Raw genomic sequence first — 17,403 nt, 5'->3', positions numbered from 1 at the left:
CTTCTGCTTGAAATCCACAAAACGATGACCTCACTTGAGTGGTATATCTAAAATTAGTGATCTAACTATAAAATTATTCAAGAAAAACCATGAAGTTTAGCCTTTCCAGTTATAACAATCAAAAAAGGCAACAACCCCCAAGGGTTAGTTGCCTTCTCTAAGTTTAAGCACAGCCACACACTCCACATGATTCGTATGCGGAAACATATCCACAGGCTGCACTTCGCGCGTCGCATACCCGCCATCCTCAAGCACCCGCAAATCTCTCGCCAGCGTGCCAGGATTACAGGATACGTACACCACCCGCTTCGGTTTCATCTCCACAATTGTCCGCAGGAGGGCTTCGTCGCAGCCTTTTCTTGGCGGGTCGACGACTAGCGTATCGGCTGCAATGCCTTCTTCATACCATTTTGGTATCACGGTTTCCGCTTCTCCGACCGCGAACTCTGCGTTTGTAATGCCGTTTAATTCTGCGTTTCGTTTTGCGTCTTCAATCGCTTCCGGCACAATCTCTACTCCGTACACTTTTTTCGCCTGCTTTGCCAGGAAGAGAGAAATCGTTCCGATGCCGCAGTAGGCGTCGATGACGATTTCTTCCCCTTGAAGCTCTGCGTACTCCAGCGCTTTGTCGTAGAGCACTTTTGTCTGCTCCGGGTTGACCTGGTAGAATGATCTGGCGGAGATGGCGAATTTGACGTCTCCGATGAGGTCGTAGATGTATTCTTCGCCCCAGATGACGTTTGTTTCGTTTCCGAAGATGACGTTTGTTTTGTTCGGGTTGATGTTTTGCACGATGGATTTGACGTGCGGGAATTGCGCTGTGATGTCTTCGATGATCTTCGCTTTGTGCGGGAAGTCGTTTGTTCTTGTGATGAAGACGATCATCATTTCGCCTGTAACCACGCCGTATCTGACCATGATGTGGCGGAGCCAGCCTTTGTGGCGTTCTTCGTTGTAGGCTTTGACACCGTATTTGGCGCAAATGTCTTTGACAGCTTGGACAGCTTCGTCGTTTTTGGATTGCTGGATCAGGCAGGCGCTCATGTCGATGATGTCATGGCTTCTTTGCTGATAAAATCCGGCGACGAGTCCGCCTTCCCATTCTCCTACCGGCACCTGCGCTTTGTTTCTATAGTTCCACGGGTCTTCCATGCCGAGTGTCGGGTGTACGGTGACGTTGGACAGGTCCAGCTTGCCGATGCGTTCTAAGACGTCTTTGACTTGTTTCTGTTTAAACAAGAGCTGGCCTTCGTAGGTCATGTGCTGGAGCTGGCAGCCGCCGCATTGCTTGTAAATTGGGCATGGGGCATCTGTTCTGTGCGGGCTTTCTTCCTTCAGCTCGATCAGGCGGCCGAAGGCGAACCCTTTTTTGACGCGTGTGACTTTGATCTGGGCTTTTTCCTCCGGCAGGGCGTTCTGCACGAAGATCGGGAAGCCCTGCACCTTTGCGACGCCCGCTCCTTCATGTGTCAAATCCTCAAATGTCACGTCGTAGTATTCGTTTTTTTCTACTGGGGGTTTCATTTTCATGTATGTTCACCTCTTGTTTTAAGCGAAAGAAAAACTTGGCCTATTCAAGCCAAGTTTCAGCGTGTAGGCAAACCTTCGCATTCGTTGTCAGTCCTGTGCTTCGGTGCTCACGAAAAAAGACCAGCGGCTAAAAACTAGAGCGTCCTGCTCAAACGCCGCTGTCAACGCATCCTGCGGAAGTACGCTCCAATGCTCGCCCTTCCTAGACTTCAAAGGTTTCCAATCACGCTGAAAAGATGACAAAATCCTAAAACGAAAACTGTTTTAGGATTTTGTCAACATTCTGAGCTTGGCTTACAAAGCCAAGTTTTAGTCATCCAGCTGTTCCGCTTTCTCCTTCGGCATGACGACGTGAATGTGCCGATACAGATTCACGAATTCGCCCGGCAGCATGCCGCCGTACTCGCCGTCCAGGTTCAGCTGCATCTTTTCTGATACATTGACTTTCACGCGGTTCGCTTTTGTATAAATAATGTGCTGGTCGTTGATGTGTTCGCCGCGAAGCGCCATCGTGGCGACCCTGATAAATTCAGCAAGGTTTGCTTTCTTTAGTATCATCAAATCAAACATGCCGTCATTCAGGCTGGAATCCGGCGCGAGCTTTTCGAACCCGCCGACGGAGTTTGTCAGCGTGACCAAAAACAGCATGATTTCACCTTGAAACAGCTTGCCGTCATATTCAATCTCGACTTCTGTCGGACGAAGTGAAGGCAGCATTTCCATTCCTTTTAAATAATAAGCAAGCTGGCCGAGCATCGTTTTCAGTTTGCTTGGCACGTCGTACGTCAGCTCCGTCAGGCGGCCTCCGCCGGCGATATTGATAAAATATTGGCCGTTGACCTGTCCGATATCAATCGGGCGGGCGACGCCGTTAATGACCGTATCTGCCGCTTTTAAAATATCCTCGCGTGGGATTCCGAGCGCTCTGGCGAAGTCGTTCGTGGTGCCGACTGGAATCACACCGAGTGTCGGACGGTTGTCTAAAGGCGCAAGCCCGTTGACGACCTCGTTGATCGTTCCGTCTCCGCCTGCCGCAATGATCAGGTCAAACTCACGCAATGCCGCTTCCTTGGCAGCGTGTGTAGCGTCTCCTGCGCATGTCGTCGCATGGGTGGAGGTTTCATAGCCGGCTTGTTCAAATTTTTGCAGGACCTGGGCAAGATGCTTTTTAAAGATCTCCCGTCCTGAAGTCGGATTGTATATTATGCGTGCACGTTTCATTATCTCATCATCCTACTTAAGAGTATCCGATCCATTTTTACACTAACAACCTTTAATTATACTATGAGTTAAAAAAATCGCAACAAAATGTACATAATCTTACAGGTGAAAACGCACAAAAGCCTCAGCAGAGCTGAGGCTTTTAGTTTTTTTACTCTTCTTCCGTTCCCGGTTTTTTCTTGCGGAACTTCGCCAATACTTCATATACGATTGGCACGATCAAGAGCGTCAGAAGCGTTGAACTGATTAAACCGCCGATAACCGTGACGCCGAGTCCTTTTGAAATGACCTGGCTTCCGCCTTCGAAGCCGAGGGCTAATGGAATCAAGGCGCCGATTGTCGCAATGGCTGTCATCAGGATCGGACGGAGTCGTGTAGAGCCGGCTTCCAGGAGCGCTTCTCTCGTAGACAGGCCTTCCGCTTCCTTATGAATCACGCGGTCAATTAAGACAATTGCATTCGTGACAACGATACCGATCAGCATGAGCATACCGATCATTGCGTTCAGACTGATCGTTTCACCTGATACGTAAAGTCCGACCAGGGCACCGATGACGGTGAACGGCAATGAGAACAGAATCGCAAATGGCGCTAGTGCTCCGCCGAAGGTAATCACGAGCACAAGGTAAACGATCGCTATTGCTGCCAGCATCGCTAAACCGAGCTTCGTGAAGGAATCAGCGATATCCGCTGATACGCCGCCTGTATCAATCGATACGTTATCAGGATGGTCAAGCTTATCAATTTTCTTCTGGATAGCAGCTGATACGGCTGTGACATTGTCAGATGTAACCTCACCTGTGACATCCGCATAGACTTTTCCGTCACGTTTTGACACGGTATCTGATGTTGATCCTTCTTTCACTTTTGCCACATCGCCGATTTTGACTTCCTGGCCAGTCGCGGAAGTGATCTTTTTATTCTCTAAATCTTTCACACTCTTATACTCGTCTTTTTCTGTCTTAATGTTCACATCAAGCTCTTTGCCGTCTTTTTTCACGGTGGTGAGCGGTTCTTGTGATGTTTGTGACATTAAGGCCTGAGAAATTTGAGACGCAGTTAAACCGAGTTTGCTTAGTTTTTCTTGGTCAGCGACAAATGTGTACTCATCATATGTGCTGGAAAGGCCTGAGTTTACGTTTTTCAGATCCTTTTCATCCTTCATGATTTTTTCAATATCTTTGACCGTGTCTTTAATATCGTTTTCAGAATCGCCATACACATAATATGTTAATTCGTTGTTATTGCCTGAAGAGCTGAAGTCCTGTGACTTCCATTCTCCGCGGTCAGATTGCTTTTGGATTTCCTTCAGAACGTTATCTTTTTCTTTATCAAAGTCAGGTGTGTCGCTTTCATATTTGATATAGAATAACGCACCGTTAGAATCTCCTCCGGCAAGCGGGCTGCCAGAGCCTAATGAATACTGAACCGTATCGACATGCTTGCGGTCAAGCAGGATTTTTTCCGCTTTTTCAGCTTCATTTTCGGCTTCTTTTTTCGTTTCACCCGGTTCTGGGCTGTATGTGAGCTGCATCGTTTTTTCTTCCTCGGACGGCAGGTAGCTGGCACCGATTAACGGTACGAGGAACAAGCTTCCAAGGAGCATCAGAACAGCGATGATAGACGTGATCCATTTGTGGCTCAGCGCCCAGTTCAATACTTTTTTATAGATGTTTGCAAGTCTGCCAGGTTTGTGTTCTTTCGCTTTAATCGGCGCGCCCGTTAATGATTTTTTGAACAGGCTGTGTGCGAGCATCGGCACAAGCGTGATTGAAATCACCAGGGATGCGGCAAGCGCAAAAACAATTGTTAAGGCAAACGGAATAAACAACTCACCGATTTGTCCGCCTACAAGTGCGAGCGGCAGGAATACCGCAATTGTCACAATCGTTGATGACATGATCGGTTTAAACATTTCCTTCGTCGCTTCACGAACCAAGGCTTTTCCGCGGAGCGGCTCGTCTTTGAGTCTCATTCGGCGATAAATGTTCTCGATCACAACGATGGAGTCATCGACTACACGTCCGATGGCAACGGTCATTGCGCCGAGCGTCATAATATTCAATGTGATATCAAGCTGCTGCAGCACAAGGAGTGCGATCAGCAATGATAATGGAATTGAAACAACAGAAATTAATGTTGATTTGATATCTCTTAAGAATAAGAGAATAATCACAATCGCAAAAATAGCACCGAAGATGGCTTTGCTTAACATCGTGTCAACTGACTGTGTGATCGGCTCCGCCATGTCGAGAGTTGCGCTGTAATTGAAGCCTTTATGGTCTTCTTTGAACTTCTTCAGCTCAGCTTTGACATTGTCGGCAACCTCTACCGTATTCGCATCGTTTGCTTTGACGATGTTGATGCCAATGCTGTCTTTGCCATTTGTGCGTGAAACGGATTCAGCTTTTTTCACATCTTTAATTGTAGCAATGTCAGAAAGCTTGACCGTCGGCACTGCTGTGCTTGCGCTTTGCTGCGCCTGTGCTGCCGCTTGTGCGCTTTGGGCTGCCTGTGCACTCTGCGCCGCCGCTTGAGATGCTGCACTGCTGCCTGCACTTGAAGCTGATGCCGTCGGGATTCTCATATTCTTCAAATCTTTAATTGTTTCAATATCGCCGCTGACGACGACAGATTTTTCTTCATTTCCGAATGTGTACAATCCAAGCGGAGTTGTCACATCTGAACCTTGAATCACTTTCTTCACAGTATCTTCATCAAGGCCGTATTCCTTCAGTTTGTCTTCTTTGAAAGAGAATTCAACCTCTTCCACCTGCTGGCCCGATACTTGGACGGACGCAACGCCTTCTATGCCTTCAAGCTTAGAAACGAGGCTGTCCTCCACTTTTTTCGTCAGCTCTTGCAGGTTATCTTTATCACTGGACACACTTAACGTCAGAATCGGGAATGAGTTCAAGCTGTAGCGTGAAATCTCCGGATCCTTCGCGTCATCAGGCAGGTTGACGTTTTCTAACGCTTCAGCTGCTTCTGTTTTCGCTTTGTCCATATCTTTCTCATAATCATATTCAATCATGACCGACGATGCGTTTTCATAGGACGTCGACGTCACAACGCTGACACCGTCCAAGTTCTGCACGGCTTGTTCAACCGGTTTGGTCACTTCATCAGCCACTTGGCTTGGTGTCGCACCCGGATATGTCGTGCTGATCGTCAAGTAAGGCATATTCACGTCAGGAATAGACTCTTGCTTCATATTCATACCCGCATACAAGCCGGCTGCCGTTACAATAATCGTCATCAGCCATACGGCGAATTTGTTTTTCAGAACGAAATTAATAACGTGGTTCATCATATCCTCCATTACATTTTTTATTGACTGACTGGTCATTCTATATAATACTAAACGTTATAACGCAACAACGTCAACTCATATACCAGAAAATTTTACTAAATTTTTCAAGGATTAAGGGGAAGCACGTCATGAATGAAAAAAAAGAGAGAATCATAAAAACCAGCATTCGTTTATTTGCGAAAAAAGGATTCGCAGCTACGACGATCCAAGAAATCGCCAGTGAATGCGGCATTTCGAAGGGCGCTTTTTATTTGCACTTCAAATCGAAAGAAGCGCTGCTGTTATCTGCCTGTGAATATTATATCGGTATGTCTATGAACAAAATGAAAAATATAGAAGAAATTCTTGCTGGAAAGCCGCCTAAAGAAGTTTTGAAAAAACAAATTGGCGCTCAATTTGAGGATTTTCGTGATCATAAAGATTTTATCGTACTTTTGCTTACCGAAAATATCATTCCGGAAAATCAAGAAATCAAGCAATACTTTTACAAAGTAACCATGGAGACGGATAAGCTGTACCGGAACGCCTTGCTGTCGTCCTATGGAAAAGGAATCGAGCGGTATGTCGCAGATCTGTCCATTATGGCAAGAGGCATTGTGCATTCCTATATGAACGTGATGGTATTTAACGGTGAGCTTAATATCGATGCAGAAGAAATTTCAGCCTTTATTATTGAAAGACTGGATGATCTTGTACAGGGGCTGAGCCGTTCAGCACTCAATCCGATTGTGCCAAAAGACATTTTCAACCCGATGCCTGCGGAGAAAGACCAGCTGCTTGAGGACATTCAGAAAGTGAAAGAAAACGGCACGCTGCCCGAGGATATCACCGTGTCACTTGATGTTATCGAGGAAGAATTGACTCAGGATAAACCGCGCAAGCCGATTATTAAAGGCATGCTGTCCAATTTGACCGGAACCAGCGACAAAGAAGTTGAAAGGCTTCGGGCCCTCATCTCTGTCTTTATCTCGATTTGACTATAAAAAAAGCAGCCTCTAAGGGCTGCTTTTTTATTAGCGTTTTTTAATTTCTTCAAGCAGAATTTTGTTGACCATCGGCGGGTTGGCTTGTCCTTTGGACGCTTTCATAATCTGTCCGACTAAGAAGCCGATCGCACGGTCTTTTCCGTTTTTAAAGTCTTCGATTGATTGAGGATTGTTGTCAAGTGCCTCAGTGACAAGCTTCAGAAGCACGCCTTCGTCAGAAATCTGAACAAGGCCTTTCTCTTTCACAATCTTCTCAGCGTCGCCGCCTTTTTCAATCAATTCTTTAAACACTTTCTTCGCGATCTTAGAAGAAATGGTTCCTTTTTCAATCAATTTGATCATGCCGGCAAGGCCTTCAGGTGTCAGGGCAACATCGGCAAGCTCTTTTTGTTCTGCGTTTAGGTAAGCTGACACTTCACCCATCAGCCAGTTAGACGCTTGTTTAGCTTCAGCGCCTTTTTGAACGGTTTCTTCGAAGAAATCAGCCATTTCTTTTGTCAGCGTCAGAACCATCGCGTCATATGCAGGCAAGCCAAGCTCTTCGATATAACGCTTGCGGCGCTCATCCGGAAGCTCAGGAATGCTTGCTTTTACGCGTTCCTTCCATTCATCATCAATGTAGAGCTCCACTAGATCCGGCTCTGGGAAGTAACGGTAGTCGTCAGATCCCTCTTTGACACGCATAAGAATGGTTTTCTTCGTTGCTTCATCATAACGGCGAGTTTCTTGCTGGATGACGCCGCCGGAAAGAAGAACCTGCTCCTGGCGTTTTTCTTCATGCTCAAGGCCTTTTTGAACAAACGCAAAGGAGTTCAAGTTTTTCAATTCTGTTTTTGTGCCGAATTCCTCTTGGCCGATCGGACGAAGAGAGATATTGGCGTCACAGCGAAGTGAGCCTTCTTCCATTTTACAGTCAGAAACGCCTGTATATTGGATGATGGATTTCAGCTTTTCAAGATACGCGTACGCTTCTTCCGGCGTGCGGATATCCGGCTCTGATACGATCTCAACAAGCGGCGTTCCCTGGCGGTTGAAGTCAACAAGAGAATAGCCGTCGCCCGTATGCGTCAGCTTTCCGGCATCCTCTTCAAGGTGAAGGCGCGTGATGCCGATGCGTTTTGTTTTGCCGCCGACTTCAATTTCGATCCAGCCGTTTTCGCCGATTGGCTTATCAAATTGAGAAATCTGATACGCTTTCGGGTTGTCAGGATAGAAATAGTTTTTGCGGTCAAACTTCGTATCCGTTGCGATCTCACAGTTGAGCGCCATAGCGGCTTTCATTGCGAATTCAACGGCTTCTTTGTTCAGAACAGGCAGGACGCCCGGATATCCGAGGTCAATGACGCTAGTCTGCGTGTTCGCCTCCGCGCCGAATGGCGTTGGAGAGCTTGAGAAAATTTTTGATTTTGTTTTTAACTCAACGTGGACTTCAAGTCCGATTACCGTTTCAAAGTTCAATTCTTTTCACCCCTTACAGTTCAGGTTTTGCTTTATGATGGTCTGTCGCTTGTTCAAATGCATGAGCAACGCGGTATACAGTGCTTTCATCAAAGTGTTTTCCGATGATTTGCAGGCCGAGCGGAAGTCCGTCTGCTAATCCGCATGGCACGCTGATTCCCGGTACGCCGGCAAGGTTGACCGGAATCGTTAAGATATCGTTTGCGTACATTGTGAGCGGATCCTTCGTGTTTTCACCGATTTTAAACGCAGGTGTCGGTGTAGTCGGTCCAACAATAACATCATATTTTTCAAATACGTCTTCGAAATCCTTCTTAATCAACGTACGCACTTTTTGCGCTTTTTTGTAGTACGCATCGTAGTAGCCTGAGCTTAAAGCAAACGTTCCAAGCATGATGCGGCGTTTGACTTCATTTCCAAAACCTTCAGCGCGCGTTTGCTTGTAAAGGTCGATCAGGTTATCCGCATTGTCTGTGCGGTAGCCGTAGCGGATGCCGTCAAAGCGTGCAAGGTTCGCTGACGCTTCAGAAGATGACAGCAGGTAATATGTCGCAAGAGCGTATTTACTGTGCGGAAGAGACACTTCTTCCCATGTAGCGCCGAGACCTTCAAGGACTTTCAGCGCTGCCAAGACAGATTCTCTTGCTTCTTTGCCGACACCTTCACCAAGGTATTCTTTCGGAACGGCGATTTTCAGTCCTTTGATGTCTCCAGTTAATGAAGAAAGAAAATCAGGCACGTCCACATTTGCACTCGTGGAGTCCATTTTGTCTACGCCGGAAATCGCTTGAAGTAAAAACGCGTTATCCTCAACCGTACGTGTAATCGGTCCGATTTGGTCTAATGAAGACGCAAATGCGACCAGGCCGTAACGAGATACACGTCCGTATGTAGGTTTTAATCCGACAACGCCGCAGAAAGATGCCGGCTGACGGATGGAGCCGCCTGTGTCAGATCCAAGAGAAAACGGAACTTCTCCTGCAGCAACCGCAGCCGCAGATCCGCCGCTTGAACCGCCGGGAACTGTCTCCAGGTTCCAAGGGTTTTTCGTCAGCTTGTAAGCAGAGTTTTCGGTAGATGACCCCATGGCGAATTCGTCCATGTTCAGTTTTCCGATTGTGACCGCTTCAGCGTCTTGAAGGCGCTGAACGACAGTAGCGTCATAGATCGGATCAAAGTTTTCGAGAATTTTGCTGGAGCATGTTGTGCGCAGCCCTTTTGTTACGATATTATCTTTTACGCCGATCGGCATACCGAAAAGAAGACCGTGCTCAGAACGCCCGTCAACCGCCTCATCAAGCTCCTTCGCGTATGCGCGCGCTCTTTCTTCATCTAATGCCAAAAAGGCTTGTACCTTATCATCAACCGCTTGGATGCGTTTATAAGATTCATCAACCAGATCAGAAATCTTAATCTCTTTTTTATGTATGAGCTGTTTTAATTCTGTGATTTTATGATCAAATAATGACATTCTTGTGTCCCTCCTCTAGTCCAGAATTGATGGCACACGAATATAGCCGTCTTTATGGTCAGGCGCATTTTTCATGACATCCTCAACCGGAAGACCTTTACCCGCTTCATCTTCTCTCATGACATTTTTCATTTTCAGCACGTGAGTTGTAGGCTCCACATTGTCTGTGTTAACCTCATTAAGCTCCTCGGCAAATGAAATGATACTGTCGAGCTGTTCAGTGAACATTTTTGCTTCTTCTTCAGTAATCGCAAGTCTTGCAAGGTGCGCAACGTGCTTTACTTCTTCTATTGAAATTCGTGACATATGATCCACCTCCACATATTTCTCCGTTAAGTCATATAATACTGATCATATCAAAAACAAGCCCTTTAAAGCAACAAAACGCCTTGAGACAGGCCTGTGTTTTCGAAACAATACCCTATATATTTTATACTAAAATGAGGAGAAGGAGAAACGAAACATTTTTCTGAATATTTTTACTTTAATTATTTTTTGAAAGCGTTTTATTCTTTATTCCCTTCTAGGTTTGCAACGGTATTTCTCGCTCATGATCAAGGTTTCATTGCTTGAATGGCCGGGAATACTTTGTTAGGTTAAGTTACCAAGTGCACCCGCAAAAGAATTTCTTTTGTTTTGCACTTACGCCAGGCTGCTTAACTGGCACCATCAATTTGAGAGGTGATGCAACATTATTAGAAATGAAGAGAGGGTAAAACGTGAGTATTGAAATTATTATATCTTTAGGAATTTACTTTATTGCCATGCTGTTAATCGGCTGGTATGCATTCAAGAAAACCACTGACATCAATGATTACATGCTTGGAGGAAGAGGCCTCGGACCATTCGTTACTGCTTTGTCTGCCGGTGCGGCCGATATGAGCGGATGGATGCTGATGGGTGTTCCCGGCGCGATGTTTGCGACAGGGCTGTCCACCTTATGGCTTGCTTTAGGTCTTACAATCGGAGCGTACTCAAATTACTTGCTGCTGGCTCCAAGGCTGCGTGCTTATACGGAAGCGGCAGATGATGCGATTACGATTCCTGATTTCTTTGATAAACGATTCCAGCATTCTTCATCACTGCTGAAAATCGTATCTGCTTTGGTCATTATGATCTTTTTCACATTGTATACCTCTTCCGGTATGGTATCCGGCGGACGGCTGTTTGAATCTGCCTTTGGCGCGGATTACAAATTAGGATTGCTTCTGACTACCGCGGTTGTCGTGTTATACACACTGTTTGGCGGTTTCCTTGCTGTCAGTTTGACTGACTTCGTGCAGGGTGCGATCATGTTTGCAGCACTAGTGCTTGTGCCGATCGTTGCTTTTACCCACGTGGGCGGCGTTGCTCCGACTTTCCATGAAATCGGCGCTGTTAACCCACATTTATTGGATATTTTTAAAGGCGCGAGCGTCATTAGCATTATTTCCTATTTAGCCTGGGGCTTAGGCTACTACGGCCAGCCTCATATTATCGTCCGATTTATGGCCATTAAAAATATAAAAGATTTAAAGCCTGCGCGCCGAATCGGCATGAGCTGGATGATCATTTCAGTTCTCGGTTCTGTCTTGACAGGTTTGGTTGGTGTTGCTTATGCCCATAAATTCGGAGTTGCTGTAAAAGATCCGGAGATGATATTCATTATCTTCTCTAAAATCTTGTTCCACCCTTTAATTACTGGGTTCTTATTATCAGCTATTTTGGCTGCCATCATGAGTTCCATCTCCTCGCAGCTCTTGGTCACAGCAAGTGCAGTGACAGAGGATTTATACCGGACGTTTTTCAGACGAAAAGCTTCTGATAAAGAATTGGTCATGATCGGGCGTCTGTCCGTGTTAGCGATCGCCGTTATTGCGGTTCTCTTATCATTGAATCCGAGCAGCACCATTCTTGATTTGGTCGGATACGCTTGGGCCGGCTTCGGTTCAGCTTTCGGGCCTGCGATTCTGCTCAGTCTGTACTGGAAGCGAATGAACGAATGGGGCGCGCTTGCTGCCATGATTGTCGGGGCTGCGACCGTGTTGATCTGGATTACAACCGGCCTGGCAAAATCAACCGGTGTGTACGAAATCATCCCTGGGTTTATTCTCAGTATGATTGCCGGCATCATTGTCAGCATGATCACAAAACGTCCTGCAAAAGCCTCTTACCGATTATTCGGTGTCATGGAAAAGCTGTTAAAACGCAAAAAGTAAGCAATAAGCCATCAAGCGCAGCTTGGTGGCTTTTGTGCTCTTGTTTTGCTATAAATACTGTGAGAAAATCATATTTATTTAAAAACACCATAGAGAAGGGGGAAGTTGCTGTTGAGCTGGTATATTGATCCAGATATTTTATTGAAATTGGGCATTGCCACATTGATTGGCATGGTCATCGGGCTTGAACGCGAATTAAAAAATAAGCCGCTCGGATTAAAAACCTGTATTGTCATCGCAGTCAGCTCATGCATGCTGACGATCGTCAGTATTAATGCGGCATATCATTTCCCTAAATACTACCGCATCATGATGGATCCGCTTCGTCTGCCGGCACAAATCATCTCCGGCGTCGGGTTTATCGGAGCCGGTGTCATCCTGCGAAAAAGCAATGATGTCATTTCCGGCCTGACGACATCGGCCATGATCTGGGGGGCAGCGGGGCTCGGGCTGGCTACGGGAGCCGGTTTTTATAAAGAAGCGTTTGCCAGTCTTCTGTTCATCCTGATCAGCGTGGAATTTCTCCCATGGGTGGTCAGAAAAATCGGCCCCGACCGCCTGCAGGAAAAAGACATCCGCATCAGAATGTCGCTTTCTGATAAAGACAAAATGACAGAGATTTTAAAAGAAATGAAAAGAAGAGATATCAAAGCACACTCCGTTCGGATCGACGACCTGGGCGAAAAGGATTTTCCAATTATGGAAGTGAAGGTCCGCGTCCATAAAAACAGATACACGACCGACGTCTACTATGACATTAAAGCCATTGAAGGCGTAGTCGGCGTGAAGTGTGATACATTATAAAAGCCAATGGGACTGGAATCCCATTGGCTTTTTCTATCTACACCAGTGCTGAAAAATCAAATGCGGTAATCGGCGTGCCATTCTCTATATCTCTTCTGAAACCGGCCAGCATTTCTTTTTCCTCTTCTCCTATTGTGTTAAGGTCAAACATCTGATGCAGCAATCCGTAAATCAGCATATGGCGAAGGCGGAGGAAATCAGGTATTATCATCAGCCATGCAGGATCAAGCTCATTTTCCTCCCAGTACCCTTTCATAAAATGCGTCATAAATTCTTCTGTAAACGCAGTTTTATCATCATATGGCACAACAGGATACCACAGGACATTGTAGAGAAGAATGCTAATATCGTTAACAAACCAGTTGTAGCCGATATCATCAAAATCAAATGCCGTGATTTTGCCATGATCCCAGTTAAAATTGCCGTGGTGCAGATCCGCATGCACCAAGCCGTAGCTGTCCTGGCTTTTCGGGAGCCTCCGCAGTTCATTCATCAAAGAATCGGCTTGCTGAAACACCTTTATCTGATCTTCAGGCACATATTTTCTCAGCTTTAATTGCTCCTCTTCATCCCATTCCTGTCTTTTGAAAGCGGGATTGCTCAATTTGTAGCTTTTTGTCAGGCTGTGCATGCTGCCTGTGTATCTGCCAAGCTCATAAAATAGCGTTTCATTCCAGTCCGATTCATCCACTTTTTGCCCCGGCGCTTTCTCATACACTCTCAATAAAAATGACCCGCCGTTTCCGTCCGGCACTGCTTCTACGTCTTTTCCGTTCAGCGACGGGAGCGGTTTGGCTACTGAAATTCCCCCTATTGCAAGGTGACGGAGCCATTCCATCTCTCCCATTATATAATCAGAAGATCTCCGAATCGTATGGGTAATCTTTAAAATATAAGGTTGGTTGTCTTTCATACATTCATATACATAGTTTTCCGCATCAGCCAGAAAACGCACCTGATCTTTTGAGAAACCGTATCTCGCTGCAGCTTCTGCCAAAACCTGCTCTTCATGAAATATTTTTTTGATATCTTTATGCACATTTAACATCCTTTCATTGCTATAGATTTGATAATGATTGTTTTCACACGATTTCCAGCATCAACATACCTCCCCTTGATTTTTGTTTCGGCAGAAGCGGAAATATTTTCCCTTTTCCTGTTAATTGTAACATAAAAACCCTTGTGCCAATATGGCACAAGGGTTTTCTATCAGTCATAAATGTGAACAGTCGGCTCTTTATCTCCAGCATTGCGGATAATGACCGCTTCCTGTCCGTCTGAGGACGTGATATTGACTTCGACATCAACTGAGCTCTTAGAGTAGTAGTCCATCACTTCACCCGTTAAGAACTGGGTAAACGCGACAACTTCACTTTTTCCGTAGAATTGCATTGGTATGTCAATCTTCATTTTCTTCATTTCATCATTTTCATACAGCGCTGTACCGACAACGCCTGTATAGTTCGGGAAATATTCTTCAATTGAGTTTTTGAACCGCTTAAAGACCTCGGTGTCATCCGGGTATTTTTCTGCTGTGGTTGTATCTGCCGGATAGAATACATATTTTTCATTGATGTCATCCCAATTTGAGATATCAGTAGAGCCTGCTTTGACCTCTGTTTTGGCGATGAAGTTCCCCGGCACAATCGATGTTTTTGACGCCTGCTTATAAAGCGCGACGGTAATCGGCACATTCTTCAAGTTATCTTTTTTGCGGAGGCGGTTAATAACCTCCTGTGCAATTTTTTCTCCCTGCTGGCGAAGCGTGCTGTCCTTAATCTCCACTTCTTTTTGCGGGTCGCCAGTTTTTTCACGATAGTAATACACTGAGTTTAACGCAAGTCCGATCATGACGCCGCCAAGCTGGATAGAATTTTTGTCTTTTCTGACTAAATAATCGTGCTCAAGCATGGATGCTAAATAAATCGGGCTGCTTTCGTTCTTTTCTTCTGTCGAACCAGAACTCGGGAGCGCCGGGTTCAAGCCTTCATTTTTGAAGTTCTTATCTTCTTTTTCGGCTTTTTTCAAATCAGAGCCCGTTTTTTTCCGTGCCAGCCAGCTTAATACTGTATCCTCATCTAAATATTGTCCTTCTTGGAACAGATAATCGTCAGTCGAGAAAGAATCTTGGGCAAGACGCATCAGCCCTGTTTCAAACTCGTCAATGTCCAGCCTAGTGTTCAGCTGTTCCGTTGTTAATCCGCGCGCTTTGCCTGCCTTAAACGGCAGCACCATTTTGTAATAGGAGTCAGAGATATTATATTTCGGGACAATCGCTTTTTCTGACGATTTCGCCGTCTTTTGCGTAATCTCTTCCTCCTTCTCCCCCCCAAAACCTGACGAGCAGGCAGACAGCATTAATACTGCCGCCGTTGCCGCCAATGCCAACGTCTTTTTCAATAGAAAACACTCCTCTTATTTCTTTAGCTCTCCCATTAACTGTTCTTCATTCCACACTTCAATGTTCAGCTCTTGTGCTTTTGTCAGCTTGCTTCCCGCCGCTTCTCCGGCGATGACTAAGTCTGTGTTTTTGCTGACGCTTCCAGTCAGCTTTCCGCCCAGCGCTTCGATTTGCGCTTTGGCTTCGTTTCTTGACAGCTCTTCCAGCTTTCCTGTCAGAACAATTGTTTTACCGGCAAAGTAAGAATCGCTGTCCTCTGCTTTTACTTTTTTCGGGCCTTTGTAGAGCGTGTTTACGCCCAGCTCCTGAAGTTCATTCAAGAGTTCGAGCATTTCTTCTTTATGAAAATAGGTGATCACAGCATCAGCCATTTTTTCACCGATTTCATCTACCGCGAGAAGTTCCTCTTTAGAGGCTTTTTTCAGGTTCTCCAAGCTTTCAAAATGCATGGCAAGCGTCTTTGCGGCCTTTGATCCGATAAAACGGATGCCAAGCCCAAAAAGCAGGCGCTCTAACGAATTTTCTTTTGATTTTTGGATGGAACTGATCAGGTTTTCAGTGGACTTTTCGCCCATGCGCTCGAGCTGGATGACTCGTTCCTTCGTCAGCTTATATAAATCTGCCACATTGCGGACAAGGTTTTCCTCAAACAGCTGTGTGATCACTCGTTCGCCGAGCCCATCAATGTTCATGGCATTGCGGGAAACGAAATGGATCAGCCCTTCCCGGATTTGCGCCGGACATTCAGGGTTAATGCAGCGAAGCGCCACTTCTCCTTCGATCCGGACGAGCTCACTGCCGCATTCAGGACATTCCGTCGGCATGCTGAATTCCTTTTCTTCTCCTGTGCGCTGTTCAACGAGGACATTCACAACTTCCGGGATGATATCGCCCGCTTTTTTGACGACAACCTTATCCAAAATCCGAATGTCCTTCTCTTTAATTAAATCTTCGTTATGAAGGGATGCTCTTGAGACCGTTGTGCCGGCAACTTTTACCGGTTCAAGAATCGCGGTCGGCGTGATCACACCCGTTCTGCCGACATTTAATTCGATATCGAGAAGCTTCGTCACGACCTCTTCAGCAGGAAACTTATACGCGATGGCCCAGCGCGGGCTTTTCGCCGTAAAACCGAGCTCCTCCTGTTGATCGAGAGAATCGACTTTAATAACAATGCCGTCTATTTCATACGGCAGGTCAGCGCGCTTCGCCTGAAGCTCATCGATCAGCGTAATGACTTCTTCTATGTCGCCGCATTTTTTTCGTTCCTGATTCGTTTTAAATCCGAGTTCGTCGAGAAAATCAAGCCCTTGGCTTTGCGTCTCCACACCCATCTCGTCAAGCTCCGCTATACTGTAGACGAAGATATCGAGGTTTCGTTTCGCTGCAATTTTCGGATCGAGCTGTCTAAGAGATCCTGCCGCGGCATTTCGCGGATTGGCGAACGGTTCTTCCTCATTTTTAATCCGTTCCTCATTGAGTGCTTCAAACGAACGCTTCGGCATATACGCCTCACCGCGCACTTCGATCGACAGCTCACGGTTCATTTTGAGGGGGATATTGCGAATCGTCTTCAGATTCTCCGTAATATCCTCTCCCGTCGTTCCGTCACCTCTTGTGGCTCCTCTGACAAAATAGCCGTCTTCATAACGGAGAGAAACAGCAAGACCGTCTATTTTCAGCTCCACATTATACGCCACATCGTCGCCGACGGCTTGGCGCACACGGCGGTCGAAATCACGAAGATCATCAGCATTAAAGGCATTGCCCAGACTGAGCATCGGTGTGCCGTGGGTGACTTTCTGAAACGCTTCAAGCACGGCTCCGCCGACGCGCTGCGTAGGAGAGTCAGGCGTTCTGAGGTCTGGGTGCTCATCCTCGATCGCAATCAGCTCCTGCATCAATCTGTCGTATTCGGCATCTGGGACGCTCGGTTCATCTAAGGTGTAATATTCATAGCTATACTTGTTGATGGTGCGGCGCAGTTCTTCTGCCCGCTGCTTCGCTGTTTCTTTGTCCAT

Annotated in this window: 11 protein-coding genes and 1 pseudogene; 3 read left to right on the top strand and 9 right to left on the bottom strand. The window is 46.2% G+C overall.

The features are described from left to right. Nucleotides 1-144: 144 nt before the first annotated feature. From rlmD to srfP, 3 genes are all read right to left on the bottom strand, one after another. Nucleotides 145-1,530, bottom strand: a complete 1,386-nt coding sequence (gene rlmD / locus WA279_RS13425; RefSeq protein WP_336155604.1) for a 23S rRNA (uracil(1939)-C(5))-methyltransferase RlmD — start codon at nt 1,528-1,530, stop codon at nt 145-147. 309 nt (nt 1,531-1,839) lie between these two features. Next, nucleotides 1,840-2,751 (bottom strand): diacylglycerol kinase, encoded by a 912-nt coding sequence (locus WA279_RS13420; RefSeq protein WP_003233894.1) that lies wholly within the window; start codon nt 2,749-2,751, stop codon nt 1,840-1,842. A gap of 151 nt (nt 2,752-2,902) precedes the next feature. Beyond that, a complete protein-coding gene (gene srfP, locus WA279_RS13415; RefSeq protein WP_236833332.1) occupies nt 2,903-6,061 on the bottom strand; it encodes a surfactin resistance protein SrfP in 3,159 nt (1,052 codons plus the stop codon). A gap of 131 nt (nt 6,062-6,192) precedes the next feature. Here srfP and WA279_RS13410 point away from each other — a divergent pair. Next, nucleotides 6,193-7,063: pseudogene (locus WA279_RS13410) on the top strand (TetR/AcrR family transcriptional regulator). A 14-nt stretch (nt 7,064-7,077) separates the two neighbouring features. Here the strand turns inward: WA279_RS13410 and gatB are convergent. Genes gatB through gatC form a run of 3 tightly spaced genes read right to left on the bottom strand, consistent with a single transcriptional unit; the run spans nt 7,078 to nt 10,285 of the window. Then, nucleotides 7,078-8,508 (bottom strand): Asp-tRNA(Asn)/Glu-tRNA(Gln) amidotransferase subunit GatB, encoded by a 1,431-nt coding sequence (gatB, locus tag WA279_RS13405; protein ID WP_003219444.1) that lies wholly within the window; start codon nt 8,506-8,508, stop codon nt 7,078-7,080. Nucleotides 8,509-8,521: 13 nt separating this feature from the next. Continuing rightward, nucleotides 8,522-9,979: an Asp-tRNA(Asn)/Glu-tRNA(Gln) amidotransferase subunit GatA gene (gene gatA / locus WA279_RS13400; RefSeq protein WP_003233901.1), complete on the bottom strand. Its 1,458-nt coding sequence runs from the start codon at nt 9,977-9,979 to the stop codon at nt 8,522-8,524. A 15-nt stretch (nt 9,980-9,994) separates the two neighbouring features. Continuing rightward, nucleotides 9,995-10,285, bottom strand: coding sequence for an Asp-tRNA(Asn)/Glu-tRNA(Gln) amidotransferase subunit GatC (gene gatC, locus WA279_RS13395; protein ID WP_003219442.1), 291 nt, complete (start codon nt 10,283-10,285; stop codon nt 9,995-9,997). A 413-nt stretch (nt 10,286-10,698) separates the two neighbouring features. Here gatC and opuE point away from each other — a divergent pair, with 413 nt between their 5' ends. Together opuE and WA279_RS13385 are read left to right on the top strand one after the other, a co-directional pair. Then, nucleotides 10,699-12,177, top strand: coding sequence for a proline transporter OpuE (gene opuE / locus WA279_RS13390; protein WP_309529814.1), 1,479 nt, complete (start codon nt 10,699-10,701; stop codon nt 12,175-12,177). A 105-nt stretch (nt 12,178-12,282) separates the two neighbouring features. Continuing rightward, on the top strand, nt 12,283-12,981 hold the full coding sequence (locus WA279_RS13385) for an MgtC/SapB family protein (RefSeq protein ID WP_010886431.1): 699 nt from the start codon (nt 12,283-12,285) through the stop codon (nt 12,979-12,981). Between the two features lie 37 nt (nt 12,982-13,018). On the opposite strand, the gene WA279_RS13380 is transcribed toward WA279_RS13385, so the two are convergent. The 3 genes from WA279_RS13380 to ligA all read right to left on the bottom strand — a co-directional run bounded on the left by WA279_RS13380 (nt 13,019) and on the right by ligA (nt 17,403). After that, a complete protein-coding gene (locus WA279_RS13380; protein ID WP_336155603.1) occupies nt 13,019-14,029 on the bottom strand; it encodes a phosphotransferase enzyme family protein in 1,011 nt (336 codons plus the stop codon). Between the two features lie 161 nt (nt 14,030-14,190). Then, a complete protein-coding gene (locus tag WA279_RS13375; RefSeq protein WP_003242795.1) occupies nt 14,191-15,381 on the bottom strand; it encodes a CamS family sex pheromone protein in 1,191 nt (396 codons plus the stop codon). Between the two features lie 15 nt (nt 15,382-15,396). Beyond that, nucleotides 15,397-17,403 (bottom strand): NAD-dependent DNA ligase LigA, encoded by a 2,007-nt coding sequence (gene ligA / locus WA279_RS13370; RefSeq protein WP_103803675.1) that lies wholly within the window; start codon nt 17,401-17,403, stop codon nt 15,397-15,399.

This window comes from Bacillus sp. 204(2023), assembly GCF_037027505.1.
In the GTDB taxonomy this organism is placed as follows: Bacteria; Bacillota; Bacilli; order Bacillales; family Bacillaceae; genus Bacillus; species Bacillus subtilis.
The sequence above is the reverse complement of the archived record's forward strand: the minus strand, read 5'-3'. Positions and strand labels throughout refer to the sequence as shown.